This is a genomic window from Gulosibacter sediminis (assembly GCF_014904065.1).
Classification (GTDB): domain Bacteria; phylum Actinomycetota; class Actinomycetes; order Actinomycetales; family Microbacteriaceae; genus Gulosibacter; species Gulosibacter sediminis.
On the sequence record NZ_JACXJG010000007.1, the window covers coordinates 24,951 to 49,314 of the forward strand.

Consider the following 24,364-nt stretch of genomic DNA (forward strand, 5'->3'; position numbering starts at 1 on the left):
GACCAAGCGCCGCCTAGACCTCACCCTCGCGCCGCACGAGCGGCCGCGCGAGGCGCTTGTCGGCAAGTGACTTTGAGAGATCGACCAACTCGGCGGCCTGCTCGTCGTAGTCGAGGATCCCGTACTTCGCGAGCTCCTGCACGAGCGCAGCACCGTTCGGGCCGTGCACCCACGGCACCCGCACGCGCCGACGCCACCGCGCCGAACTGCCCNGCCCGCCCACCCGCGAGCACCGACTCGGTGTTCGACAGCTGGCGAATCACGACGGCGAGCACGTGGTCGGGATACTCGGCGGCAAACTCGCCGTAAATCGACTCGTCGTGCTGACCGTCGTCGCCAATGAGTATCCACTTCACGTGCGGCAGCGTCTCGACGAGCAGGCGCAGGCTCGTGCGCTTGTGCTCGGTACCCGAGCGAAACAGTCGTTTCGTCGTTGGGCCCCAGTCGGTGAGCAGCAGCGGCCCGTAGGGGTAGAGGTTGCGGCTGAGAAAGCGGCTCAGCGTCGGCGCGACATTCCAGGACCCCGTCGAGAGATAAATAAACGGGGTCGACCCGGCGCCGAACTTCTCGATGAGTCGCTGGTAGAGCACGTTCATGCCGGGCACCGCCATGCGGGCATGCTCGTCGAGGACGAATGTGTTCCAGGCCGCGAGCAGCGGACGCGGCAGCGAGGTCACCATGACGGTGTCGTCAATATCCGAGATGATGCCCACCTGCTGATCGTCCGGCGCGACGATCACCTGCGACGTCGACAACTGATCGTCGACGGTCTCGAAGACGACGTCGTGCGATCCCGGCTCGAGCTGTACGTCGAAGGTGCCGTCGAGCACGCCGCCGCGATCGGCCTTGAGGTCGAACTCGTGCCCCTCAATTCGCACCTTCACGGTCGAATTCGGCACCGCGACGCGCACGAAGCTGCGCCAGCCGCGCACCGAACGCTCTTTGCTGCGACGCAGCCGCAGCAGCACGAACCGCCGCATCAGCCCATACCGTCGCACCGCCTCGGGCACCATCTGCACGCGCCCGAGCACGCGCACCTGCCTCGTCGAACCGTAGCCGGTGTAGGCCTCGACCTGCTCGACATCGCCGCGTCGTCGCGCCCGCCGCATCCGCCATTGCTTGAACGAGTCCTCGATGCGAAACGCATTGCTTACGGCGAGTTCGACGAACGGAATGCGCTCCAGCGTGGAGCGTCGCGTGCGGGGCTGCTTCGCGGCTGGAGTCACTGCGACATCCTTGCACGCCCACGCAAACGAGCGAAACTCACTCGGCGGACTCCGCCGCGGCCTCGGGCTTGACCTCGTCGATCAGGTGCTCGTCGTTCTCCCGCACGTTGCCGACGCGCTTGCCGACGGGCCGCAACTGCAGCGTCTCCGAGACCGCGAGCGCACGGTCGGCGAAGTCGGTGACGAGCTCGCCGTTGCCGGCCACCGCCGGGTCGAGCCACTCGTCGACGTCGCCGCGGTCGAGAAACACTGGCGTGCGGTCGTGCAGCCACTGCAGCCTTTCGGTCGCAGACGCCCGCGTGAGGATCGTCGCCGACAGCAGCCAGGCATCCTCGCCTTCGGCTACGTCGGGGCGCTTCCACCACTCGTAGAGGGCGGCGAACAGGAGTGAGCTCTCGCCGGGCGGATGCACGTAGAACGGTTGCTTGCTGCCGTCGGCCCGCGTGTGCCACTCGTAGTACCCGTCGACGGGAATCACGGCGCGGCGCTGCTTCACCGCGGCCCGGAATGTGGGCTTCGACGCTGCCGTCTCGCTACGGGCATTGAAGGCACGCACGGCGACCGATTCATCCTTTGCCCAACTCGGCACGAGCCCCCATTTCGCGGTTTCGAGGCGCCGCACGGGCTCGTCGGCGGGCGCGTCGACGACCACGCGAATGCGCGTGGTCGGGGCCACGTTGTAGGAGGTACCGGGTGCGTCGTCGCTGACCCGTTCGATGTCGAGCTCGGCGGTGAGCTCGCCGGTGGCGCGAGCCACCACAAATCTGCCGCACATGGCGCCGAGCTTAGGGCACCGTGCTTGGGTCGGGCTTCGTGTCGGCCGCGAGCTGGGTGGCGACTCGCTTCGAGAGCCACCGCTTGGCGAGCCACATCACGAGCACGAACACGGCGATGATCGCGGCGAAGATGAACCCGGCCCAGTGCAGTTGCGTGCTGAGCTGCTGGAAGCTCGACGTGGCGAAGGCGCCGACCGAGACGTAGGCGACCGCCCAGAGCAGGCAGGCGGGCAGAGTCCATGCCATGAACTTGCGGTAGCGCATCCGTGCCATGCCGGCCGTGACCGGCACGAGCGAGTGGAACACCGGCAAGAACCGCGAGACAAACACCGCGAGCCCGCCGCGCTGCGCGAGCAGGGTCTCGGCCTGCGCCCAATTCTCGAGGCCGATGCGCCGACCGAGCCACGAGCGTTTCAGCGTTGGCCCAAGCCAGCGGCCGAGCGCGTAGCCGATCGATTCGCCGGCGAGTGCGCCGAGCACGGCTGCGATGACGATGAGCCCCCAGCGCTCGAAGCTCGTGACGCTCGTCGCGGTGACGAGCAACGTCGCATCGCCCGGCACGAGGAAGCCGACAAAGAGGCTCGTCTCGAGCAGCAGGCCAAGAAATGCGATGCCAGCGACGAGCCACAGGTTCATGCCCTGCACCGTTTCGATGACGGTGTTGAGCAGGTCGGCGAGCATCTCGACAGCCTAGGCAACAAGCATGAGAACGAGGTGTGGATGCGCCCGCTCTGCCGCGCTACAACGCTCGAGTTCGAGATTCTCGAGGTCGAGATATCTAAACGTTTGCTGATGAATTGCTCTACAATTTGTAGTTGTTCGGCACGGCGTCTCCGAACGTCACTTTCCCACTCATGTTGATTGTAGGGAGCGCTTGTGGAAGCACTATTGGATCCGCTCATTCTGTCGCGCTGGCAGTTCGGTCTCACGACGCTGTACCACTTCCTATTCGTGCCGATCACGCTCGGCGTGGTGCTCTGCGTCGCGATCTGGCAGACCGCGTGGCTGCGCACCGGCAAGGTGCAGTACCTGCAGCTGACGAAGTTCTTCGGCAACATCTTCCTCATCAACTTCGCGATGGGCATCGTCACCGGCATCGTGCAGGAGTTCCAGTTCGGCATGAACTGGTCGAACTACTCGCGCTTCGTCGGCGACATCTTCGGCGCCCCGCTCGCCTTCGAGGGCCTCGTCGCCTTCTTCATGGAGGCGACCTTCATCGGCCTGTGGATCTTCGGGTGGGACAAGCTCAAGCCGGGCCTGCACCTGCTCACCATCTGGATGACTGTGCTCGGCACCTGGGTCTCGGCCTACTTCATCCTCGCCGCGAACGCGTTCATGCAGAACCCGGTCGGCTTCGAGTTCAACCCCGACACCGGCCGTGCCGAACTCGTCGACTTCATGGCCGTGCTCACGAACCCGGTCGCGCTGGCGCAGCTGCCGCACACGCTCGCCGCCTCGGTGATGCTCGCCGGCACGATCATCGTCGGTGTCGCGGCCTGGCACCTGCGCAAGGGCCAACACTTCGACGTGTTCCGCCCTGCCATGCGCTTCGGGCTCTGGACGGTGCTCATCTCGGGCTTCGCCGTCATGCTCTCGGGCCACGAGCTCGGCCTCGCAATGACCGCAACGCAGCCGATGAAGATGGCGGCGGCCGAGGCGATGTGGAACACCTCGTCGGGCGCCGACGCCTCGTTCTCGCTCTTCTCGATCGGAACCCCCGACGGCACCGAGGAGGTGTGGTCGCTGCGAGTGCCCTACGTCTCCGCGTTCCTTGCGACGAACAGCTTCAGCGGCACGGTCGAGGGCATCAACGACCTCCAGGCGCAGTATCAGGAGCTCTATGGCGCCGACCAGATCTATTCCCCGGTCATCTGGGTCACCTACTGGTCGTTCCGCTGGATGATGTTCTTCGGCATGGCGTCGATGGCCATCGCGCTCGTGGGCCTTTGGGTGACGCGCAAGAACTACGCGACAAAGAACTGGCACTACCAGATCGCGATCTGGACGGCGACATTCCCGCTCTGGGGCATCCTCATCGGCTGGGTCTTCACCGAAATGGGCCGACAACCGTGGCTCGTGTTCGGGCTCATGCCCACCGAGGCCGGCGTCTCGCCGAACGTGTCGGGGCTGAGCGTGCTCATCTCGCTCATCGCCTTCACACTCATCTACGGCATCCTCGCCATCGTCGAGGTGAAGCTGATCCTGCGCGCGGCGCAGTCCGACCCCATCCAGGTGCCCGGCGTGAATGACGAGGGCATCGTCGAGAACGTCGAGGACGTCAAGGTGAAAGCGAGCGTCTACTAATGGAACTTCAGGTCGTTTTCTTCTGGATCATCGCCTTCATGTTCATCGGGTATTTCGTACTCGATGGCTTCGACTTCGGCGTTGGCATCGCGCTGCCGATCATCGGCAAGGACGACACCGACCGGCGCATCCTCATCAACACAATCGGCCCGATCTGGGACTTGAACGAGACCTGGGTGATCGTCGCCGGCGCGCTCATGTTCGCCGCGTTCCCCGAGTGGTACGCAACGGTGTTCTCGGGTGCCTACCTCGTGCTGCTGCTGATTCTGCTCGCGCTCATCCTGCGCGGCGTCTCGTTCGAGTACCGGCACCAGGGCAAAGGCGTGCGCTGGACGCGCAGCTTCGATTGGATGATCTTCATCGGCTCGGCACTGCCCGCGTTGCTCTGGGGCGCGGCCTTCGCGAACATCGTGCGCGGCATGCCGATGGAGTCGGTGCAGCAGACCGTCGGTGACCTCAACTTCGAGTTCCACTTCAACTACACCGGCACGCTGCTCGACCTGCTCAACCCCTACGCGCTGCTCGGTGGGCTGACGACGCTTGCGCTGTTCAGCTACCACGGCCTCACCTTCATTACGCGCAAGACGGATGGGGAACTCCGGGAGCGCGCGCACCGCGCGGCTACCTGGGTCGGCGTCGCGGTCGCGGTGCTCGCGCTCGCGTTCCTCGGCTGGACCGTTGCCGCGTACTTCTCGGTCGCCGGGCTCATCCTCTCTCTCGTGGCGGTCGTGTCGTTCCTGGCGTCGTGGGTGGCCAACCTGCTGCGCCGCGACTCTGCCGCGTTCGCGCTCGGCTGCGCCACGGTGATCACCGCGGTGTGGTCGCTGTTCGCGGCGCTGTTCCCAGTGCTCATGCGCAACCTCGCGGGCGGCGACGACCTCACGATCTGGAACGGCTCGGCGAGCGACATGACGCTCTCGATCATGTTCTGGTCGTTCGTCGTGATCATGCCGCTCGTGCTCGGCTACCAGGGGTGGAGCTTCTGGACGTTCCGCAAGCGGCTGCGGCGCACCGACTTCGAGTCGCACGCCGAGGCGCCCGCGATCGCCTGAGCCGATTGCGCTCAGGCGGCCGCGGGAGGATGTTCGCAGCCAATTTCAGGAGGTAGCAATGGCTGACAACGTCTACGGTTCAACTCCCGAGGTGCCCGCGCTCGCGGTGTCGTCGCCCGATTTCGCCGACGGCGACCGCCTGCCGGATGCGCAGGTGAGTGCCGGCGTGCTCGCGACGGGCGAGGACCGCTCGCCCGCGCTCGAGTGGGGCCCCGCGCCCGAGGGCACGCAGAGCTTCGCGGTGACGTGCTGGGACCCGGATGCGCCGACCGGCTCGGGCTTCTGGCACTGGGCCGTCTACAACATCCCAGCCGACGTGTCGTCGCTGCCGGCTGGCGCCGGTGCCGCCGATTCGGATGCGCTGCCGAGCGCCGCGCGCAGCGTGCGCAACGACGGCGGTGTGTTCAACTTCGTCGGCGCGGCCCCGCCCGTCGGTCACGGCGACCACCGCTACATCTTTGCGGTGCACGCCCTCGACACGACGCTCGACCTCGGCGAGGGCGCGTCGCCGGCAGCGCTCGGCTTCAACATGTTCGGCCACACCCTCGCGCGCGGCCTCGTCACCGCCACCTGGAACCGCTAGCCGCAGGCAGTTGAGTGGTCAGTTTTNCTCAGTACCGAGAGGAGATGGGGTGGTCGTGTGGGGCCGGCGCGCAGGTGCGATCGGGTAATCTGAGGGCACCGTGAAGCCCCTTGATCCGCGCCTGCTTCGATACGCCAAATCGTCGCGAGCCTTTCTCGTCATCGGCGTGCTGCTGGGGCTATTCCAGACCGCCGCGATGGTCGGCGTCGCGTGGGCCATCGCCCGCGGCGTAACCGGCGCGATCGCCGGCGAACCCCTCGCCGAGCTTGCCTGGGCGCTTTGGCTGCTCGTCGGCTGCGTCGTCGTGCGCGGCCTCGCGCAGTGGGGCATGGAGTGGGCCGGCGCCCGCGCCGCCGCCACCGCGAAGTCGGAGCTCCGCGGCCATGTCGTCTCGGCGCTCGCGCGACTCGGCGGGCGCTCGGGCGTCTCGAGCGCCGAAGCAACGACGCTCTCAACGCACGGACTCGAGGCGCTCGACTCCTACTTCGCGAAGTACCTGCCGCAGTTGCTGCTCACCGCCATCGCGATGCCGCTGCTCGTCGTCGTCACCTTCTTTGCCGACCCGGTGTCGGCCATCACCGAGATCATTACGATCCCGATCATCCCGCTGTTCATGATCCTCATCGGCCTCGCGACGCAGCGCGTGCAGCGCGCCCAGCTCGACTCGCTGACGCGCCTCGCGAACGCGTTCCTCGAGATTGTTGAGGGCCTGTCGACGCTGAAGATCTTCGGCCGCGCGCGTCGCCAGCGCGACCGCATCCGCGAGGTCACCGATGACTACCGCCGCTCGACCATGAAGGTGCTGCGGGTCACGTTCCTCTCGGGCTTCGCGCTCGAGCTGTTCGCGTCGCTGTCGGTCGCGCTCGTGGCCGTGCAGATCGGCATTCGCCTCATCGACAACGAGATGTCGCTCTTCGTTGGCCTGTTCGCGCTGATCCTCGCGCCCGAGGTGTTCGCGCCGCTGCGGCAGGTCGGCGCCCAGTTCCACGCCGCCTCCGAGGGAGTCGAGGTGTCACAGCGCGTCTTCGAGCTCGTCGAACGCGCCGACGCGGAGGCCAGCGCAGCGCCCGCCCACGCCACCAACCTGCCCGCATCCGCGTCCGCATCCGCATCCGCGGCGCCCGCAGACGGAAGCACCGTGACCTCGACCGCCGCGCCCACAACTACCAGGGCGGCGGCGACCAACACCACAACCACACCGCCGACCACCAGCAGCCCCACCCCGCGGCCCCAAGCCGAGCTGCGCATCCGTGACGCGCGGGTGCGCTACGGCGACCGCGAGATCCTCGCGGGCCTCGACTTCACAGCGAAGCCCGGCGAGATCACGGCGATCGCGGGGGAGTCGGGCGCCGGCAAGNACCTCATCCGCGGCGAACATGCTGCCGACCGCGCGCTCGGCGCCACCCCCATCCCCGACGCCGAGGCCGCGACGCATGTCGCCTGGATGGGCCAGTCCGCCGGCCTGATCGAGGGCACGGTGCGCGACAACGTCGCACTCGGCCAGCCCGCGCTCGCGCCCGAGGCAGTCCAGGCCGCGCTCACGCGCGCCGGCGCGACCGGCATCAGCGCTGAGCTCGAACTCGGCGTCGGCGGCGACGGCCTCTCGGGCGGCCAGGCGCAGCGCGTCTCGCTCGCCCGCACGATTGCCCGCGCCGAGGGCCGCGACNTGCCCGATCGTGCTGCTCGACGAGCCGACCTCAGCCCTCGATGCCGAGCGCGAGCAGCGCGTTATCGAGGCGATGCGCGGGCTCGCCGACGAGGGCCGCATCGTCATCGTCGTGAGCCACCGCCGGCCGGTGCTCGCCGCAGCCGACCGCACCGTCACCCTCGCGGCCGCGGAGGTGCACGCATGAGCATCGCCGAACGACTTGTCCCCGGCCTCGGCGCCGATGAGGCCCGTGTGCTCGACGCCGCGCTGCCCGCGCCGCGCCGCATCTGGCCGGCCATCGCCTGGGGAATCCTCTGGGGCCTCAGCGTCGTACTGCTGCTCGCGACGAGCGCCTACCTCATCACCCGCGCGTCGCTCATCATTCACATCCTCTGGCTCGGCTGGGCGATCGTCGCGGTGCGCGCCTTCGCGCTCGGCCGCGCCGTGTTCCGCTACCTCCGGCAGCTCATGGGCCACGACGCGTCGTTCCGGCAGCTCGCCGAACTGCGCGTCGACCTGCTCGACCGACTCATCCCGCTCGCGCCCGCGGGCCTGCGCACGACCCGCCGCGGCGACCTGCTCGCGCGCCTCGTCGACGACGTCGACGAGTTGCAGTTCTATCCGCTCCGCGTCGTCGAGCCGCTCGTCTCGTCGCTCGCCGTCGCCGTGCTCGCGGTCATCGGCGTCGGCCTCGTCTCGTGGCCCGCGGCGCTGACGCTGCTCGCGTGCCTCGTTGCCGCGCTGCTCGTTGCGACGGGCGCGCAGCTGCGCATCGCGGGCCAGGCAGACCGCGCCGTCGCGCCCCTGCGCAGCGCCCTGAGCGACCGCATCCACGACACCGTGACGAACCTCGCCACCCTGCGCGCCTACGGCGCCCTCGACGCGCAGCTCGCGAAGGTGCGCGACGCCGACGCGCAGCTGCGCCGCGCCCTCGTGCGCCGTTCGGTCGGCGAGGGCGTCGTCACGGGCACCGTCACCGTCTTCGGCGGGCTCGCCACTGCCGGCGCGCTGTTCTGGGGCATCGACCCGACGGTGCGCGGCGAACTCGCGCCCGAACTACTCACCCTCACCGCGCTCGTGCCGCTCGCGCTGTTCGAGGTGTTCGCGCAGGTGCCGCAGGCCATCGCCGCGTGGCGCCGCGTGCGGGTCTCGGCGCAGCGTGTCGCCTCGGCCGCGCCGGCCGAGGTGCCCGCCGAGCTGCCGCAGGAGTTCGAGGGCGGCGCCGAGCTACCCGACGGGCCCCTCGACCTCGAGCTGCGCGGCGCATCCGTGCTCTGGCCGGGCGCGAGCGAGCCGGTGCTCGACGGCCTCGACCTGCGCATCCCGGCCGGCAGCCGCCTGCTCGTGACTGGGGAGTCGGGCGCCGGCAAGNACCACGTTCGCGAACGCGCTCGTGCGGTTCCTCGACTACCGCGGCAGTTACACGATCGGCGGCGTCGAGGCGCGCGAGCTCTCGCCCGACGCGGTGCGCCGCGCCATCGGCCTCATCGAGCAGCGCGCGCACCTGTTCGACGAGTCGATTCGCCAGAACCTGCTGTTCGCGAACACCGAGGCGACGGATGCGCAGCTCACGGCCGCGCTCGAGCGCGTCGGCCTCGNCGTGGGTGCGCGAGCGCGGCGGCCTGGATGCGCCGGTCGGCGAACGCGGCACGCTCGTGTCGGGCGGGCAGGCCCAGCGCATCGCGCTCGCCCGCGCGCTGCTCGCCGACTTCCGGGTGCTGATTCTCGACGAACCGACCGCGAACGTCGACCCCGGCCGGGCCGACGCGCTCGTCGCCGATCTGCTCGGCGCGGCCGCCGCCGACCGCACCGTGATTCTCATTTCGCACACCCCGGTTGACCCCGCGCTCGTCACCGCCACACTTCGGCTCTAGCGGCGGCTTAGAATAGGGAGCTTGTAGGCTCCGGCACATTCGAAAGAGGACGCAGTGACCACTGAGGTGACCCGCGAAGACGAGTACGACTTCCGTCGTCTCGAGGCAAAATGGCGACCCATCTGGGACGACCTTGCCCTATTCGACGTGGACCGCGCCGACGCCGAGCTTCCCCGCAAGTACGTGCTCGACATGTTCCCGTACCCCTCGGGCGACCTGCACATGGGCCACGCTGAGCAGTACGCCCTCGGCGACGCCTGCGCGCGCTACTGGCGCCACCGCGGCTTCAACGTGCTGCACCCGGTCGGCTGGGACTCGTTCGGCCTGCCCGCCGAGAACGCCGCGATCAAGAACGGCGGCGACCCGCGTGACTGGACGTACGCGAACATCGCGCAGCAGGCCGAGTCGATGCAGCGCTACGGCGTGAGCTTCGACTGGTCGCGCGTGCTGCGCACCTCCGATGAGGAGTACTACCGCTGGAACCAGTGGCTGTTCCTCAAGATGTACGAGAAAGGTCTCGCGTACCGCAAGTTCTCGGCGGTGAACTGGTGCCCGAACGACCAGACGGTGCTCGCGAACGAGCAGGTGCTCGCCGACGGCACGTGTGAGCGCTGCGGCGCCGTGGTCGAGAAGAAGAAGCTCAACCAGTGGTACTTCCGCATCACCGAGTACGCCGACCGTCTGCTCGACGACCTCGACCAGCTCGAGGGTCACTGGCCGCACAAGGTGCTCGTCATGCAGCGCAACTGGATCGGCCGCTCCGAGGGCGCCGATGTCGAGTTTGAGATCGAAGGCCGCAGCGAGCCGGTGACGGTGTTCACGACGCGCCCCGACACGCTCTACGGCGCGACCTTCATGGTCGTCGCGCCCGACAGCGACCTCGCGGCCGAGCTCGTCGCGGGCGCCTCCGCCGAGGTGCGCATGAAGTTCCAGGACTACCTCGAGACGACGCAGAAGCTCAGCGCGATCGACCGTGCGAACGCCGAACGCCCGAAGACGGGCCTGTTCATCGAGCGCTACGGCGTCAACCCGCTCAACGGCGAACGCCTGCCGATCTGGGTGGGCGACTATGTGCTCGCCGATTACGGCCACGGCGCGATCATGGCCGTGCCGGCGCACGACCAGCGCGACCTCGACTTCGCGCGCGAGTTCGACCTGCCGGTGCGCGTTGTCGTGCGCCCCGACGAAGCGGAGGGCGAGCTCGACCCGAAGGCGAGCGGCGAGGCCCTCGCGGGCGACGGCGAACTCGTGAACTCCGGCGAGCTTGACGGCCTGCGCAAGGTCGAGGCGATCGCCCGCGCGATCGAGATTCTCGGCGAGCGCGGCACGGGCCGCGCCGCGAAGAACTTCCGCCTGCGCGACTGGCTCATCTCGCGCCNGGGGCACGCCCATCCCGATCATGTACGACGAGGACGGCACCGAGATTCCGGTGCCCGCCGAGCAGCTGCCGGTGCGCCTGCCCGACGGCGCGGGCCTCGACCTCAAGCCGAAGGGCAAGTCCCCGCTCGCCGCCGCCGAGGGCTGGGTGCAGACGACGACGCCCGACGGGCGTGCGGCCACGCGCGACTCCGACACGATGGACACCTTCGTCGACTCGTCGTGGTACTTCCTGCGCTTCGTGTCGCCGAACAACGCCGACGCGATCCTCGACCCCGAGCAGCTGCGCAAGTGGGCGCCGGTTGACCAGTACATCGGCGGCGTCGAGCACGCGATCCTGCACCTGCTCTACGCCCGTTTCATCACGAAGGTGCTCTACGACCTCGGCATCGTGCCGTTCGAGGAGCCCTTCACTGCGCTGCTCAACCAGGGCATGGTGATCATGAACGGCGCAAAGATGTCGAAGTCGAAGGGCNCTCGGTGAAGCTCGGCGACGAGCTGAACAGCCACGGCGTGGATGCGGTGCGCACGACCATGCTGTTCGCCTCGCCGCCCGAAGATGACGTCGACTGGGCCGACGTGTCGCTCGCCGGTTCGGGCAAGTTCCTCGCGCGCGCCTGGCGCATCTCGGGCGAGGTCACCTCGCCGGCCGGGGTGGACTTTGGCGAGGGTGACCTCGACACGCGCCGCACCGTCGCCCGCTTCTGGGACGACGTGCGCCAGCTCGGCGAGGGCTTCAAGTACAACGTCGTTATCGCGCGCCTGATGGAGCTCACGAACACGATCCGCAAGGCGATCGACCAGGGCCCCGGCGCCGCCGACCCGGCCGTGCGCGAGGGTGCCGAGGCGATCGCGCTCGTGCTCGACCTGTTCGCGCCGTACGTCGCCTCCGACATGTGGGAGCGGCTCGGCCACGCGGCCGACACCCGCGACGGTGCCCTCGCGCACATCGCCTGGCCCGAGGCTGACCCGGCGCTGCTCGTGGCCGACACCGTCACCGCGATCGTGCAGGTCAACGGCAAGCTGCGCGACAAGCTCGAGGTGTCGCCCGACATTACGGATGCGGAGCTCGAGCAGCTCGCGCGCGACGCCAAGGGCGCCCAGCGCGCGATCGGCGACGCGACCATCCGCAAGGTGATCGTCAAGGCGCCGAAGTTCGTGAACATCGTCGCGAAGTAGGCACGGCGCCGTCGCACCCACGACGCCACGTCCCACGTCATAGGTGTTGCGTTTAGCCCCATGTTTCGCTGAAATCAGCCGCGAAATGGGGCCAAACGCAACACCTATGGCGTTGGAGCTTCGTTAACCGTTCACGATTGTGGCGAGTACATCGACATCAGATTTGTCGTCGCCGACGACGATCCAGTCGTCGCCATACACAATCTCGTCGCCGTCCTGGTAGAACATGAGGTCCCCGCCTTGTACGTCGTCGGAGGAATCGAACACGACGAGTAGGGTCTCCTTGTCGTCGGCATTGCGGCAAGTGGTGATGGTCGTGACCCGCTCGTCATTTGGCGCCGTCGCAGTGCATCGATACCCCGCGTCAGCCGCAGCTTCGATGAAGTCGTCCTGGCTGATTGCCGTCGATGACGCGCAACCAGCGAGCAGCGTGAGCGCGCCGACGGCTGCGATTGATGAGAGGAGTCCGCGTGACGATTGGTTTGAATACATGCGGTCGAACTCCTACTTGCGGCAGCTTCGGCGGTCTGTGTCGACGCTAGCTTTTTTTGTGGCCGAGTCCATGGCTGGTTGCGGAATCCGTGAGAAGTCAGCTCAAGAAGGAACAACTGGGCTGCCCTCTCGGCACCCGTCCGCGGTACTGCACACATAGGTGTTGCGTGGCGCGCCCGTGGCGGGCACGTGGTGCGGCGGGTCAGCGGTGGGCAGGCCTGTGATTGGCGGCGCGACGGGATTGGCCGTGGCCAGTGGTCGTGGTCGTGGGCGGTTGCACGTGGCCCGTGGCCCGGGGCCTAGGCGAGCAGCTCGGGGTGGAGCAGCTGGGCGGCGGCACCGACGAGCGGTGCCTCGTCGCCGAGGCCCACGCGCACGACCCGTAGCGCTCGGCCGAACTCGTTGACGGATGCGGTGTGCGCGGCTCGCTCGACGCGCGCCGGGTAGTCCTCGGTCACGTGCGCAAAGCCGCCGCCCATGACGGCGAGCTCGGTGTTGAGCAGGTTTGCGCAGCTCGCGAGGCCGCGCCCGAGCGCCTGCACCGACCGCTCGACCGCGGCGAGGGCGATCTCGTCGCCCGCGGCGTGCGCGGCGGCGAGCTCCTCGCCGGTCGAGCCTGACCAGCCGTGCGCGCGCGCCCAGGCGACCGTGTGCATCCCCGAGGCCTGGCCCTCGACCGTCGCGCGCTCGGGATGCTCGGGGTCGACGACGTCGACGACCATCTGCCCGAGGTGGCCGGCATTGCCGCTCGCGCCGGCGACGACGCGGCCGTCGGTGACGACGCAGCCGCCGATGCCGGTCGAGACGACGAAGATCACGGCGTTGCGCACACCCTGCGCGGCGCCCTGCCAGAGCTCGGCGAGGCCGAGCGAGGTGCCGTCGAGTCTGAGGCTCACGCGCTGCAGGCCGCTCGCCTCGCGCGCGGTGCGCACGACGGGGAACGCGCGCACGCCCGGTAGGTTGATGGGGCTCACGGTGCCGGCGCCGAGGTCGAGCGGCCCGGCCGAGCCGATGCCGACGCCGACCACATCGTCGAACGCGGGGTGCGCGCTTGCCTGGGCCACGGCATCCCGCAGCGCCGAGTCGAAGCCCTCGGCGGAGTTCGCGGCCGCGCCGGTCGCGACGCGCACGCGCGAGTCGGGCAGCAGCGCGCCCTCGGCGGTGACGATGCCCGCCTCGATTTTCGTGCCGCCAATGTCGATGGCGAGCACACTGCCGCGCTCGGTCGGGGCAGTCGATGACATCCGCGAGCCTCTTCCTTGAAGTTCGAGTGAATTCGGTCAGTTGTGTTCATGTCTTGACAGCAACGACCGCAGGAACCACTATAGCCACATGCGTTCCGGCCATCGACGTCCAGGTTCAACCGCCGCCCTGCGGGTGAGCAATGAGCGCGCCATCTTGCGCGAGCTCATCAGTGCGGGCCCGGCCACGCAATCCGAACTTGCCCGGCGAACGCAGCTCTCGAATGCGAGTGTCTCGTCGATCGTGCGCACCCTGCGCGAGCGGGGGATGGTCGACACGAGCGACACCGTCTCGTCGGGTCGCAAAGCCACCCTCGTCACGCCGCGCATCGCGAGCCGACGCGTCGCCGTCGGGGTCGATATCGGCCGCAGCCACGTCGGCCTCGTGCTCGCGACGCCGGGCCTCGAACTCGTCGCCGAACGACGGGTGTCGATGCCCTCCGGCAGCGCGGCCGAGGAGTCGCTGCGCCGGGTGCGCGAGCTGCTCAGCGCATCCCTCGCCGAGTACGAACGCGACGATGACGACGTCGCCGCGATCGTCGTCGCAATCCCCGGCCCCATCGACGGCGCGAGCGGCCAGGTGCTCGACGGGACGATCCTGCCCGAGTGGCTCGGGCGTACCGCGAGCGACGTCGAACGCGCCCTCGGCATGCGCGTGCAATTCGCGAACGACGCCGATGCTGGCGCGCTTGCCGAGCGCACCTGGGGCGCCGCGATCGACGAGCGCGACTACATGTTCGTCAAGGTCGGCACAGGCATCGGCGCGGGCATCGTCGTCGGCGGCTCGCTCTACACGGGCGGCTTCGGCATCGCGGGCGAGCTCGGCCACTCGACGGTCGACTCGTCGGGCAGCCACTGCCGCTGCGGCAACCGCGGCTGCCTCGAAACCGTCGCCTCGACCCCGGTCGTGCTGCAGCACCTCACCGAGGCGCTCGGCCGCGAGGTGAAGCGGGATGAGCTGGTCAAGCTCGCGAACGAACGTCACCGCGCGACGGTGCGCGTGCTGCAGGATGCGGGCACCGCGCTCGGCCAGTCGATCGCGTCAGCGGTGAACCTGCTCGGGCCCCGGCTCGTCGTCGTCGGCGGGCCGCTCAGCGAGACCGGCGACGTGTTCATCGAGGCGATTCGCGATGGCTTCGCGCGGTTTGCGATTCCCTCGGTGGCCGAGCGCACTCGGGTCGAGCTCTCGACGCTCGGCGAGGGCGGCGGCGCGCGCGGCGCGGCGGCAATCGCGTTCGAACGCGCCGACGAACTGGCCTACCTCGTGCAATCCGACGGCACGAGTTTGCATTCAGGAGTTGACAGCAACAAACCACGGCCGTAGGTTTTTTCATTGAACGCATCACGCCGACGTGCTGCGAAACATCCCTAACACTGCACGAGGAGGTGCCGGTGTCCACGAGTCAGGCGAACCTGCTCGAAATGGTGAATATCACCAAGGAGTTCCCAGGTGTCAAGGCGCTCGAGAACGTGAATCTTCGCGTTCGCGAGGGCGAGATCCACGCGATCTGCGGCGAGAACGGCGCGGGCAANCATGAAGGTGCTGTCGGGGGTCTACCCGGCCGGCACCTACACGGGCGACATCGTCTTCCAGGGTGAGGTGCGGCGGTTCAACAACATCGCCGCGAGCGAGGCCGCCGGCATCGTGATCATCCACCAGGAGCTCGCGCTCATTCCCGAGCTGTCGATTACCGAGAACATCTTCCTCGGCCACGAGCTGCGCCGCGGCATCGCGATCGACTGGGACACGGCGCGCCGCCGCACCATCGACCTGCTGCACCGCGTCGGGCTGAACGAAGACCCCGACACGCCGATCAAGTACCTCGGTGTCGGCAAGCAGCAACTCGTCGAGATCGCGAAGGCGCTCGAGAAGGACGTGAAGCTGCTCATCCTCGACGAACCCACGGCGGCGCTCAACGACAACGACTCGCAGGCGCTGCTCGAGCTGCTCGAAGAGCTCAAGGCGGGCGGCATGACGTCGATCATGATCTCGCACAAGCTTGGCGAGATCGAGCAGATCTCCGACACCATCACGATCATCCGCGACGGTCACAGCATCGAGTCGCTCGTCGTCGACGGCACCATCGACGAAGACCGCATCATCCGCGGCATGGTCGGCCGCACGCTCGGCAATCGATTCCCCGAGCACGAGCCCACGATCGGCGACGTGCTGTTCGAGGTGCGCGACTGGACGGTGCAGCATCCCGTCGACCCCACGCGCCTCGTCGCGAAGTCATCGAACTTCACGGTGCGCGCGGGCGAGGTCGTCGGCTTCGCGGGCCTCATGGGCGCCGGCCGCACTGAGCTCGCGATGAGCATCTTCGGCCAGGCCTACGGCAACAAGCTCGAGGGCGAGGCGTTCATGCACGGCAAGCCCGTGAAGCTGCGCACCGTCAAGGAGGCGATCAGCGCGGGCATCGCCTACGTGAGTGAGGACCGCAAGTCGCTCGGCCTCAACCTGCTCGACCCGATCAAGACCTCGGTCGTGAGCGCGAAGCTTTCGCGCATCTCGCACGGCCCGGTCGTCGACGACCTCGCCGAGGCGAAGTACGCCGAGCAGTACCGGCAAGAGCTGCGGATGCGCGCCCCCTCGGTCGAGGTCGGGGTCGACACGCTCTCGGGCGGCAACCAGCAGAAGGTCGTGCTCNAAGTGGATGTTCACCGAGCCCGAGCTGCTCATCCTCGACGAGCCCACCCGCGGCATCGACGTCGGCGCGAAGGCCGAGATCTACCAGATCATCCGCCGCCTCGCCGACTCGGGCAAGGCGATCGTGCTCATCTCGTCCGAGCTGCCCGAACTCATCGGCATGGCCGACCGCATCTACACGATTTTTGAGGGCGAAATCACGAGCGAACTCGACGCCAAGGGCGTCGACCAAGAAGAGCTCATGCGCCACATGGCACCAGTAAAGAAAGGCACTCCGGCATGATGGCCGACAACTCGACCGAACAGCGCGGATTCCGATTCGGCGACGTCTGGCAGATCTTCGGCCAGCGCGGTTCGCTGAAGAAGCTCGGCATCCTTTTCGCGCTCGTCGCGATCATCCTCATCTTCCAGGTGTGGACCGGTGGTACGACACTCTCGCCGGGTAACGCGATCAATCTCGTGCAGGCGTACTCGTTCATCCTGCTGCTCTCGGTGGGCATGGTGATGGTGATCATCGCCGGCCACATCGACCTGTCGGTCGGCTCGGTCGCCGCGTTCGTCGGCATCGTGGTCGCGACGTCGATGCGCGACTGGGGCCTGCCCTGGTGGGGCGGCATCCTCCTCGGTATCCTCCTCGGCGCCGCGATCGGCGCGTTCCAGGGCTTCTGGGTGGCCTACGTCGGCGTCCCCGCGTTCATCGTGACGCTCGCCGGCATGCTCATCTGGCGTGGCGCGCAGCAGTGGGTCGGCCAGGCGCAGACGGTGGCCGTGCCCGACGAGTTCAAGCAGGCGCTCTACGGCTTCATGCCCGAGGTCGGCCCCTACACCGGCTTCAACAACCTCACGCTGCTGCTCGGCGCGATCATCATCGCGGCGATCATCTACAGCCAGGTGCGCAACCGCGCGAAGCGCAAGAACATGGAGGCGGTGCTCGAGCCGAGCTGGGTGACGGTCACCCGCACGGCGATCCTCGTCGCGATCGTGATCTACGCGACCCTGCTGTTCGCCTCCGGCCGACTCGGCACGAGCTTCCCGATCTCGGGCATCATCCTCGCCGTGCTGATCATGTTCTACGCGTTCATCACCTCGCGCACCCGCACCGGCCGCCACATCTACGCCGTCGGCGGTAACCGCCGCGCCGCGCAGCTGTCGGGCGTGAACGACCGCCGCACCGACTTCTTCGTCATGATGAACATGTCGACGCTCGCCGGTATCGCCGGGATGCTCTGGGCGGCCCGCGCTGGCGCGGCCGGCCCCGCCGACGGCACGGGCTGGGAGCTCGACGCCATCGCCGGTGTGTTCATCGGTGGCGCCGCGGTCGCCGGTGGTGTCGGTACCGTCATGGGCTCGGTCATTGGTGGTCTCGTCATGGCCGTGCTGAACAACGGCCTGCAGCTCATCGGTGTCTCGACCGACCGCATGCAGATCATCAAGGGCCTCGTGCTGCTCGTCGCCGTCGGTATTGACGTCATGAACAAGCGCGCCGGCGGCCCGTCGATCATCGGCACGATGATGGCGAAGATGAAGGCGAAACAGGCGGCCGTCGAGCTCGAGGCGACGACGGGCGAGGCACAACCCGCCGACCCGGCCGACCCGCTCGCCGCCAAATCCGACTCAGTTGCCGCATCCGACCCGAAGTCCACCACCTAACTCAACAACTCCATCCCGCACATCCTCGACAACGACCGTCGAGGTTGGACACCCTGAGAAGAAGGAAAACCCCATGAAGAAGAAACTGTTTGGCGCCGTCGCGCTGGCAGCGGTGGCGGGCTTGCTGCTCGCCGGCTGCAGCACAGGCCGTGGTGGCGACCCGGCCTCATCGGGCGACTCGACCGACGCACCCGCCGCGGCCATCGACGCAGATGCCCGCATCGGTGTGGCGCTGCCCGACAAGACCAGTGAGAACTGGGTGCTCGCCGGTGACCTGTTCGTCGACGGGCTGCAGGAGGCTGGCTTCACCGACGACGTCCAGTACGCCGGCTCGGCCTCGGCCGTGCAGGACCAGCAGGCGCAGATCGAGACGATGATTCAGAACGGTGCGCAGGTGATCGTCATCGGTGCCGCTGACACGTCGCAGCTCGGTTCGCAGCTGCAGGCCGCGAAGGACGCTGGCATCACCGTCATCGCCTACGACCGCCTGATTCAGGACACCCCGAACGTCGACTACTACATCGCCTTCGACAACTACAAGGTTGGCGAGCTGCAGGGCCAGGCCCTGGTGGACGGCATGAAGGAGCGCTTCNGAGCAGGACTCGTACAACATCGAGCTGTTCTCGGGTTCGCCCGATGACTCGAACGCCCCGGTGTTCTTCGAGGGCGCGATGAGCGTGCTCCAGCCGCTCATCGACGACGGCACGCTCAACGTGGTTTCGGGTCAGACCGAGATCGCGCAGACGGCGACGCAGGACTGGCTGGCTGAGAACGCGCAGGAGCGCATGGACAACCTGATCCAGCAGAACTACTCGGACGGCACCGAGCTGCACGGCGTGCTCTCGCCGAACGACACCCTCGCTCGCGCGATCCTCGCCTCGGCGAGCGACGCCGGCCTCGAGACTCCGGTTGTGACCGGTCAGGACTCGGAGGTTGAGTCGGTGAAGTCGATCATGGCTGGCCAGCAGTACTCGACGATCAGCAAGGACACGCGCAAGCTCGTGGCCGACACGATCGAGCTCATCCAGCAGCTCCAGCAGGGTGAGACCCCCACGACCGAGCCGATGGACAACGGCAGCACCGAGGTGCCGTCCGTTCTGCTCGACCCGGTCATCGTGACGAAGGACAACGCCGCCGAGGTGTACGCCGACGATCCGAACCTGGCACCGCTCACCGAGGGCTAATTTTCAGCCTTGGCTTAGCGGCCTGACTCCCGCAGCGCCTGTGGAAACGCGAGTTTCCACAGGCGCTGCTTCGTTGGCGGTCGGGGGCCGGATGCGCTGGCTAGCCTGCCGCGCGTGCACCCCGAATCTCCTTCCGCAGCCCCGGTTCCCGACGACGAGTGGCTCCGCGTGCCTTGGGCGGGGCTTGAGGAGTTCGCGCCGCCGGGGGAGCCGCCCGAGGACGCATATCTGGATGAGCCGGACTGGGGTGGCGGGCGGGAGACGAGGGCGCCCCGCGGGCAAGCGTTTGACGGGCTGGCACGCGAAGCCGTACCCCGTGCGCACCCCGAATCACGCGGCACGGGCGGCCGCGCGGGTGCTCGCGTCGGCGACACACAAGGCGAGCGTGATGCCGCAGAGGAGCGCACCGAGCAAGCGAACAAAGCCGCCGCGCTCCTCGCCGACGACGAGCTCGACCAACTCTTTGCCGCGCCGCAGCGGCCCCGGTGGAAGCTTGGCCTCGGTGCCGTGGTCGTGCTCGCGCTCGTCGTCTGCGCGATCGTCGTGCTCGCGATCGCGCTGCAACCGCGGGCGAACGCGATCCCCGACCTCGAAGAGCTCGGCGACGGAGCGACGCCCGCGGCCACGGGCGGTGCTGCGCCCGGGGTCGTGGCCGAGCCCGGCGCATCCGAGGCCGGCACCGTGCTCGTGCACGTCGCCGGCGCCGTCAACGCGCCCGGCGTCTACGAGCTCGCGGCCGGCGACCGCGTGATCGACGCGATCGAGGCCGCGGGCGGCGTCACCGACGCGGCCGACGCCGAGCAGCTCAACTTCGCGCGCCCGCTCGTCGACGGCGAGCAGATCTACGTGCCCGAGCCGGGTGAGGCGCCGCCAGTCGGAAGCTCGGACAGTGGCGGCGGATCGGCGGGTGGCGGTGGCAGCTCGGGCGGTCTCATCAACCTCAACACCGCGAGCGCGACCGAACTTGAGACGCTGCCGCGCATCGGCCCGGCGATGTCGCAGCGCATCATCGACTATCGCGAACAGAACGGCGGCTTCACGAGCATCGACCAGCTCAAGGATGTCGCAGGCATCGGCGAGGCGACCTTCGACGGGCTCAAGGAGCTTGTCACCGTATGAGTGACGTTCCGGAGCAGCCCGCGCGAGACGGCCCCGCGCCGCCCGACTACCGCCTGCTCGCGCCCGCCGCGGTCGGGTGGCTCGCGGCCTGGTGCGCGACGCAGTGGTCGGGCGCCGCCTGGCCGATCGCCCTCGCGCTCGCGGTGCTCTCGGCGGTGGCGCTCGCTTGGGCCTGGCGGGGCGGGATGCGCTGGCGCGGCCTCGGCGCTACCCTCGCGCTCGCGGCGGTCGCGGGTGTGCTGACGGCCGGGCTCGCGGCGGTGACGGCGGCCGGGCGCATCCCCGCGGAACTCGTGGCGGCGCTCGAGCGCGACACCACGCTCACCCTCGATGTCGTGACGACGAGCCCGCCGCGCGAGGGCGTGCGCGGCTACTTCTATTCGGCGAGCGCGACCTCGCTCGNCGGGGCGCCGCTGCTGCTGTTCACCCCGCCCGAGCTCGCCGCGCAGCCGATCGGCACGGGGCTGCGGCTCGACGCGAAGGTGGTCGCGGCCGAGGACGGCGACGACGTCGTCGCGCTCGCCTTCGGCCGCGGCGAGGTCGAGGTGACGGGCCAGCCGCATCCGGTGCTGCAGCTCTCGAACGGCGTGCGCGAGCGCTTCGTCGAGATCGCAGGCGGCCTGCCCGCGCCGGGCGCGATGCTTGTGCCCGGCCTCGCGGTGGGCGATGAGTCGCTCGTCGATGACGACCTCGACACAGCGATGAAGGTGAGCTCGTTGAGTCACTTAACCGCGGTCAGCGGATCGAATATCGCCATCATCGTTGCCGCGCTTATCGGCATTGGGCGGCTTGCGGGCTGGCCTCGGGCGGTACGCGCCGCCGCCGCGAGCGCGGGCCTCGCCGCGTTCGTGCTGCTCGTGACGCCGCAGGGTTCGGTGATTCGGGCGAGTGCGATGGCGCTCATCGTCATTGCGCTGGATGCGCTCGCGCGGCCGATCGCGGGGGTGCCGGTGCTCGCGCTCGCGGTGCTCGTGCTNGCTCTCGGCCGACCCGTGGCTGAGTCACGACTACGGCTTCGCGCTCTCGACCGCGGCGACGGCGGGCCTGCTGCTCGGCACGGGGCCGCTCGCTGGGTGGCTCTCGCGGTGGCTACCGCCGCCGATCGCCCTGCTCATCGCGGTGCCGCTCGTCGCGCAGCTCGCGTGCCAGCCCATCCTGCTGTTGCTCGAGCCGAGCCTGCCGCTCTACGGCGTCGTCGCGAACCTGCTCGCCGCCCCGGCGGCGCCGCTCGCGACGATCGTCGGCCTCGTCGCGTGCCTCGTCGGGCTCGTGCTGCCGCCGCTCGGGGTCGCGCTCGCGTGGGTGAGTTGGCTACCCGCGCAGTGGATCGGGCTCATCGCCGAAACGGTGACGGTGCTGCCGGCGGCGTCGGTGCCGTGGCTCGGGGGAGGGGTGGGCGCGCTCGCCTTCATGTGCACCTGCGTCGGCGTCGTCATCGTCGTGCGGCGCGGGAGGGGCGTGCGGTGGCGTCGACTGCAGCGAGCGACGTCGGTCGTGCTCGTGGTGGCGCTGCTTGTGGTGGTCGCGGGAGCGGTCGGGCGTCTCGCGGTGCGCCTGCGCGACCTGCCCGAGACGTGGCGGCTCGTCGCCTGCGACATCGGGCAGGGCGACGCGCTGCTCCTGCGCGCGGGCGACGCGATCGTGCTCGTCGACACTGGCGACGATCCGGCAGCGCTCGCGGCCTGCCTCGACGAGTTCGGAGTCACGCGGCTCGACGTGCTGCTCGTGAGCCACTTCGACCGCGACCACGTCGGCGCCGCGGGCGAGCTGTCGGTGCCCGTCGGCGAGGTGTGGCTGCCCGACACCGAGGAGGCGCGGGGCGAATCGCTCACCGTGCGGCTCGAGGCCGCGGACATCCCGGTGCGTTTCGTCGGCGCCGGCGACACGCTCGCGCTCGGGGATGTCGTGGTCACGGCACTCGGCCCGCGCCGCGGCGACGGGGGAGCGCCGTCGACGCTCGAGGGCAACGACTCAAGCCTCGTGGTGCGGGTCGACCCGGCCGAGAGCTGCCGCGCGTCGTGCCTGCGCATCCTGTTTCTTGGCGACCTCGGTGAGGATGCGCAGGCGCAGCTCGACCTCGACCTCGTGCCGGTCGACGTCGTGAAGATGTCGCATCACGGCTCGAGCGACCAACTCGCCGAACTCTACGAGCGCACCGGGGCGCGGCTCGCGCTCATCTCGGTCGGCGCCGACAACGGCTACGGGCACCCGACCGATGCCGCGCTGTCGCTGCTGCGCGCGGCGGGCATCCCGTGGCTGCGCACCGACGAGGCGGGCTCGATCGCGGTGTTCGAGGTCGACGGGGTCGTCAGCGCGTGGACGGCTCGCCGCGCCACACCCCGGTCTCCACGATGTCGCGGACCATGCGGGTGGATGTTCAGGAAGCCACAGCGCCCGGCTAGCCTGAGACGCGAGAAAGTGAGGCGCCCATGACCACGACGCTGTTCCGCCATCCACGCATCCACACCCTGGCCGCCGAGGCGCCCATCGACGGCGCGATCGTCGCCCGCGACGGGCGCATCGTGTTCGTCGGTGAGGCGGATGCGGCGCGTGAGTTCGCGGGGCCCGACGCCGACGTCGTGGAGCTGCCGGGCGCCGCGGTGCTGCCCGCCTTCCACGACGCGCACATCCACTCCGGCGCGCGCGTGCTCGAGCGGCTCGGGCCTGACCTGCGCGACACCGAGTCGTACGCCGAGACCCTCGAGCTCCTGCGAGAGTGGGCGGAGGAACATCCGGGTGACGCCTGGGTCATGGGCGGCGCGTGGAACGCGAACCCGTGGAACGACGGCGCACCCGACCGCCGCGACCTCGACGAAATCTTCGGCGCGCGGCCGGTACTGCTGAGCACGATCGACGGCCATGCCGTGTGGGCGAACACCGCCGCGCTTGAGCTCGCCGGCGTGACCGACGCCACGGCCGACCCTGACGGCGGCCGCATCGTGCGCGACGACGCGGGCCGCGCGACGGGCCTGCTGCTCGAGGGTGCCGCTGACCTTGTCGGCGAGCACATCGCCAGCGTGACGCCCGGGCAGCTTGCCGACCTGCTCGACGAGCAGCAGGCCGAGCTGCTCGCGATGGGCCTCGTGCAGCTCACCGACATCGACGATCTCGAGGTGGGCGACGCGTACCTGCAACTGCAGCGCGAGGGGCGCCTGCGCATCCGCGTGCACAAGATGCTCCGCGACGCGGAACTCGAGGGCGCGATCGCCGACGGCTGGCGCAGCTACGACGGCGACGAACGGCTCACCCGCGGCGCGGTGAAGCTGTTTTCGGACGGCGCGCTCGGCCCGCACACCGCCCACCTCCACGAGGACTTCGAGGGTGAGCCCGGCAACTCCGGCATCGCCGTGACCGACGACGCCGAACTGCGCGCGCTGACCCGGCGCGCGGTCGACGCCGGCATCGCCGTCGCGGTGCACGCGATCGGCGACCGCGCGAACACCCGCGTGCTCGACGTATTCGAGGAGGTCGCGGATGCGGCGCGGGCCGCCGGCCTGCGCCTGCGGCTCGAGCACGCGCAGCACCTCAAGCCGCGCGACATTGACCGCATCGCCAGGCTCGGGGTGGTCGCGTCGATGCAGCCGACGCACTGCACCACCGACTATCCGCTCAGCGTGCAGCTGCTCGGCGGTCGCGCGACGCAGCACTATCCGTGGCGCAGCCTGCTCGACCGCGGCGTGACGCTCGCGTTCGGTTCGGATGCCCCGGTGGAGCCCGCGAACCCGTTCTTCGCGATTCACGCCGCGGTCACGCGACAGCGTCGCGACGGCGAGCCCGCCGGAGGCCGCGAGCCCGAGGAGCGCATCTCGGTGCGAGAGGCGCTGCTCGCGCATTCGCTCGGCAGCGCATTCGCTGCCGGACTCGAGCACGAAACCGGCACACTCGAGGTGGGCAAGTTCTGTGACTTCATCGCCGTCGACGCCGACCCATTCGACGCCGACCCGTCGACCCTCTGGCGCACGCAGGTCGAGGCAACCATCGTCGCGGGCGAGGTCGCCTTCCGCCGCTGACA

General features: G+C 69.1%; 15 protein-coding genes and 4 pseudogenes. 14 read left to right on the forward strand and 5 right to left on the reverse strand.

The window, feature by feature from the left end; genetic code table 11:
• Positions 1–20 precede the first annotated feature (20 nt).
• From ID132_RS14645 to ID132_RS04110, 3 genes are all read right to left on the reverse strand, one after another.
• The gene (locus ID132_RS14645; protein WP_459562434.1) at positions 21–1,109 is read right to left on the reverse strand and encodes an App1 family protein; all 1,089 of its coding nucleotides are present in this window, start codon (positions 1,107–1,109) and stop codon (positions 21–23) included.
• A 154-nt stretch (positions 1,110–1,263) separates the two neighbouring features.
• Entirely contained in the window at positions 1,264–2,001 is a 738-nt protein-coding gene (locus ID132_RS04105; protein WP_193127918.1) for an SOS response-associated peptidase, read from the reverse strand.
• A gap of 10 nt (positions 2,002–2,011) precedes the next feature.
• On the reverse strand, positions 2,012–2,683 hold the full coding sequence (locus tag ID132_RS04110) for a DedA family protein (protein ID WP_193127919.1): 672 nt from the start codon (positions 2,681–2,683) through the stop codon (positions 2,012–2,014).
• 195 nt (positions 2,684–2,878) lie between these two features.
• Between ID132_RS04110 and ID132_RS04115 the strand changes: the two genes are divergently transcribed.
• From ID132_RS04115 to leuS, 6 genes and pseudogenes are all read left to right on the forward strand, one after another.
• Positions 2,879–4,306, forward strand: a complete 1,428-nt coding sequence (locus ID132_RS04115) for a cytochrome ubiquinol oxidase subunit I (RefSeq protein WP_193127920.1) — start codon at positions 2,879–2,881, stop codon at positions 4,304–4,306.
• The gene (gene cydB / locus ID132_RS04120) at positions 4,306–5,358 is read left to right on the forward strand and encodes a cytochrome d ubiquinol oxidase subunit II (protein ID WP_125107200.1); all 1,053 of its coding nucleotides are present in this window, start codon (positions 4,306–4,308) and stop codon (positions 5,356–5,358) included. The genes ID132_RS04115 and cydB overlap by 1 nt, the downstream gene beginning before the upstream one ends.
• A 58-nt stretch (positions 5,359–5,416) precedes the next feature.
• The gene (locus ID132_RS04125) at positions 5,417–5,941 is read left to right on the forward strand and encodes a YbhB/YbcL family Raf kinase inhibitor-like protein (RefSeq protein ID WP_193127921.1); all 525 of its coding nucleotides are present in this window, start codon (positions 5,417–5,419) and stop codon (positions 5,939–5,941) included.
• A gap of 166 nt (positions 5,942–6,107) precedes the next feature.
• Positions 6,108–9,311, forward strand: coding sequence for an ABC transporter transmembrane domain-containing protein (locus tag ID132_RS13070; protein WP_459562435.1), 3,204 nt, complete (start codon positions 6,108–6,110; stop codon positions 9,309–9,311).
• Positions 9,194–9,463 carry an ATP-binding cassette domain-containing protein gene (locus ID132_RS14295; RefSeq protein WP_328743668.1) on the forward strand — a complete coding sequence of 90 codons (270 nt, stop codon included), beginning with the start codon at positions 9,194–9,196 and terminating at the stop codon, positions 9,461–9,463. The genes ID132_RS13070 and ID132_RS14295 overlap by 118 nt, the downstream gene beginning before the upstream one ends.
• A 54-nt stretch (positions 9,464–9,517) precedes the next feature.
• Positions 9,518–12,019 (forward strand): annotated as a pseudogene (gene leuS, locus ID132_RS04140) (leucine--tRNA ligase).
• 123 nt (positions 12,020–12,142) lie between these two features.
• Here leuS and ID132_RS04145 read toward each other — a convergent pair.
• Together ID132_RS04145 and ID132_RS04150 are read right to left on the reverse strand one after the other, a co-directional pair.
• A complete protein-coding gene (locus tag ID132_RS04145; protein WP_193127923.1) occupies positions 12,143–12,511 on the reverse strand; it encodes a hypothetical protein in 369 nt (122 codons plus the stop codon).
• A 299-nt stretch (positions 12,512–12,810) separates the two neighbouring features.
• The gene (locus ID132_RS04150; RefSeq protein ID WP_193127924.1) at positions 12,811–13,755 is read right to left on the reverse strand and encodes an ROK family protein; all 945 of its coding nucleotides are present in this window, start codon (positions 13,753–13,755) and stop codon (positions 12,811–12,813) included.
• A gap of 133 nt (positions 13,756–13,888) precedes the next feature.
• Here ID132_RS04150 and ID132_RS04155 point away from each other — a divergent pair, with 133 nt between their 5' ends.
• The 8 genes and pseudogenes from ID132_RS04155 to ID132_RS04195 all read left to right on the forward strand — a co-directional run bounded on the left by ID132_RS04155 (position 13,889) and on the right by ID132_RS04195 (position 24,362).
• Positions 13,889–15,076 carry an ROK family transcriptional regulator gene (locus ID132_RS04155; protein WP_193127925.1) on the forward strand — a complete coding sequence of 396 codons (1,188 nt, stop codon included), beginning with the start codon at positions 13,889–13,891 and terminating at the stop codon, positions 15,074–15,076.
• A 98-nt stretch (positions 15,077–15,174) separates the two neighbouring features.
• Positions 15,175–16,682: pseudogene (locus tag ID132_RS04160) on the forward strand (ATP-binding cassette domain-containing protein).
• The gene (gene mmsB, locus ID132_RS04165; RefSeq protein WP_193127953.1) at positions 16,682–18,049 is read left to right on the forward strand and encodes a multiple monosaccharide ABC transporter permease; all 1,368 of its coding nucleotides are present in this window, start codon (positions 16,682–16,684) and stop codon (positions 18,047–18,049) included. The pseudogene ID132_RS04160 and the gene mmsB overlap by 1 nt, the downstream one beginning before the upstream one ends.
• Before the next feature lie 73 nt (positions 18,050–18,122).
• Positions 18,123–19,233, forward strand: a pseudogene (locus ID132_RS04170) (substrate-binding domain-containing protein).
• A 114-nt stretch (positions 19,234–19,347) separates the two neighbouring features.
• Positions 19,348–20,352, forward strand: coding sequence for a helix-hairpin-helix domain-containing protein (locus tag ID132_RS14650; RefSeq protein ID WP_328743669.1), 1,005 nt, complete (start codon positions 19,348–19,350; stop codon positions 20,350–20,352).
• A gap of 701 nt (positions 20,353–21,053) precedes the next feature.
• Positions 21,054–21,260: pseudogene (locus ID132_RS15135) on the forward strand (ComEC/Rec2 family competence protein); the annotation flags it as partial.
• 10 nt (positions 21,261–21,270) lie between these two features.
• Positions 21,271–22,785: a ComEC/Rec2 family competence protein gene (locus tag ID132_RS04190; RefSeq protein WP_193127927.1), complete on the forward strand. Its 1,515-nt coding sequence runs from the start codon at positions 21,271–21,273 to the stop codon at positions 22,783–22,785.
• Entirely contained in the window at positions 22,782–24,362 is a 1,581-nt protein-coding gene (locus ID132_RS04195; protein WP_125107210.1) for an amidohydrolase, read from the forward strand. The genes ID132_RS04190 and ID132_RS04195 overlap by 4 nt, the downstream gene beginning before the upstream one ends.
• The last annotated feature ends 2 nt before the right edge of the window (positions 24,363–24,364 follow it).

Bases quoted from the DNA above. Each gene is read 5' to 3' on its own strand.
- ID132_RS04195 (WP_125107210.1), top strand. From the start codon at position 22,782: ATGACCACGACGCTGTTCCGCCATCCACGCATCCACACCCTGGCCGCC.
- ID132_RS04110 (WP_193127919.1), bottom strand. From the start codon at position 2,683: ATGCTCGCCGACCTGCTCAACACCGTCATCGAAACGGTGCAGGGCATG.
- ID132_RS04125 (WP_193127921.1), top strand. From the start codon at position 5,417: ATGGCTGACAACGTCTACGGTTCAACTCCCGAGGTGCCCGCGCTCGCG.
- ID132_RS04145 (WP_193127923.1), bottom strand. From the start codon at position 12,511: ATGTATTCAAACCAATCGTCACGCGGACTCCTCTCATCAATCGCAGCC.
- ID132_RS04105 (WP_193127918.1), bottom strand. From the start codon at position 2,001: ATGTGCGGCAGATTTGTGGTGGCTCGCGCCACCGGCGAGCTCACCGCC.
- mmsB (WP_193127953.1), top strand. From the start codon at position 16,682: ATGGCCGACAACTCGACCGAACAGCGCGGATTCCGATTCGGCGACGTC.
- cydB (WP_125107200.1), top strand. From the start codon at position 4,306: ATGGAACTTCAGGTCGTTTTCTTCTGGATCATCGCCTTCATGTTCATC.
- ID132_RS04150 (WP_193127924.1), bottom strand. From the start codon at position 13,755: ATGTCATCGACTGCCCCGACCGAGCGCGGCAGTGTGCTCGCCATCGAC.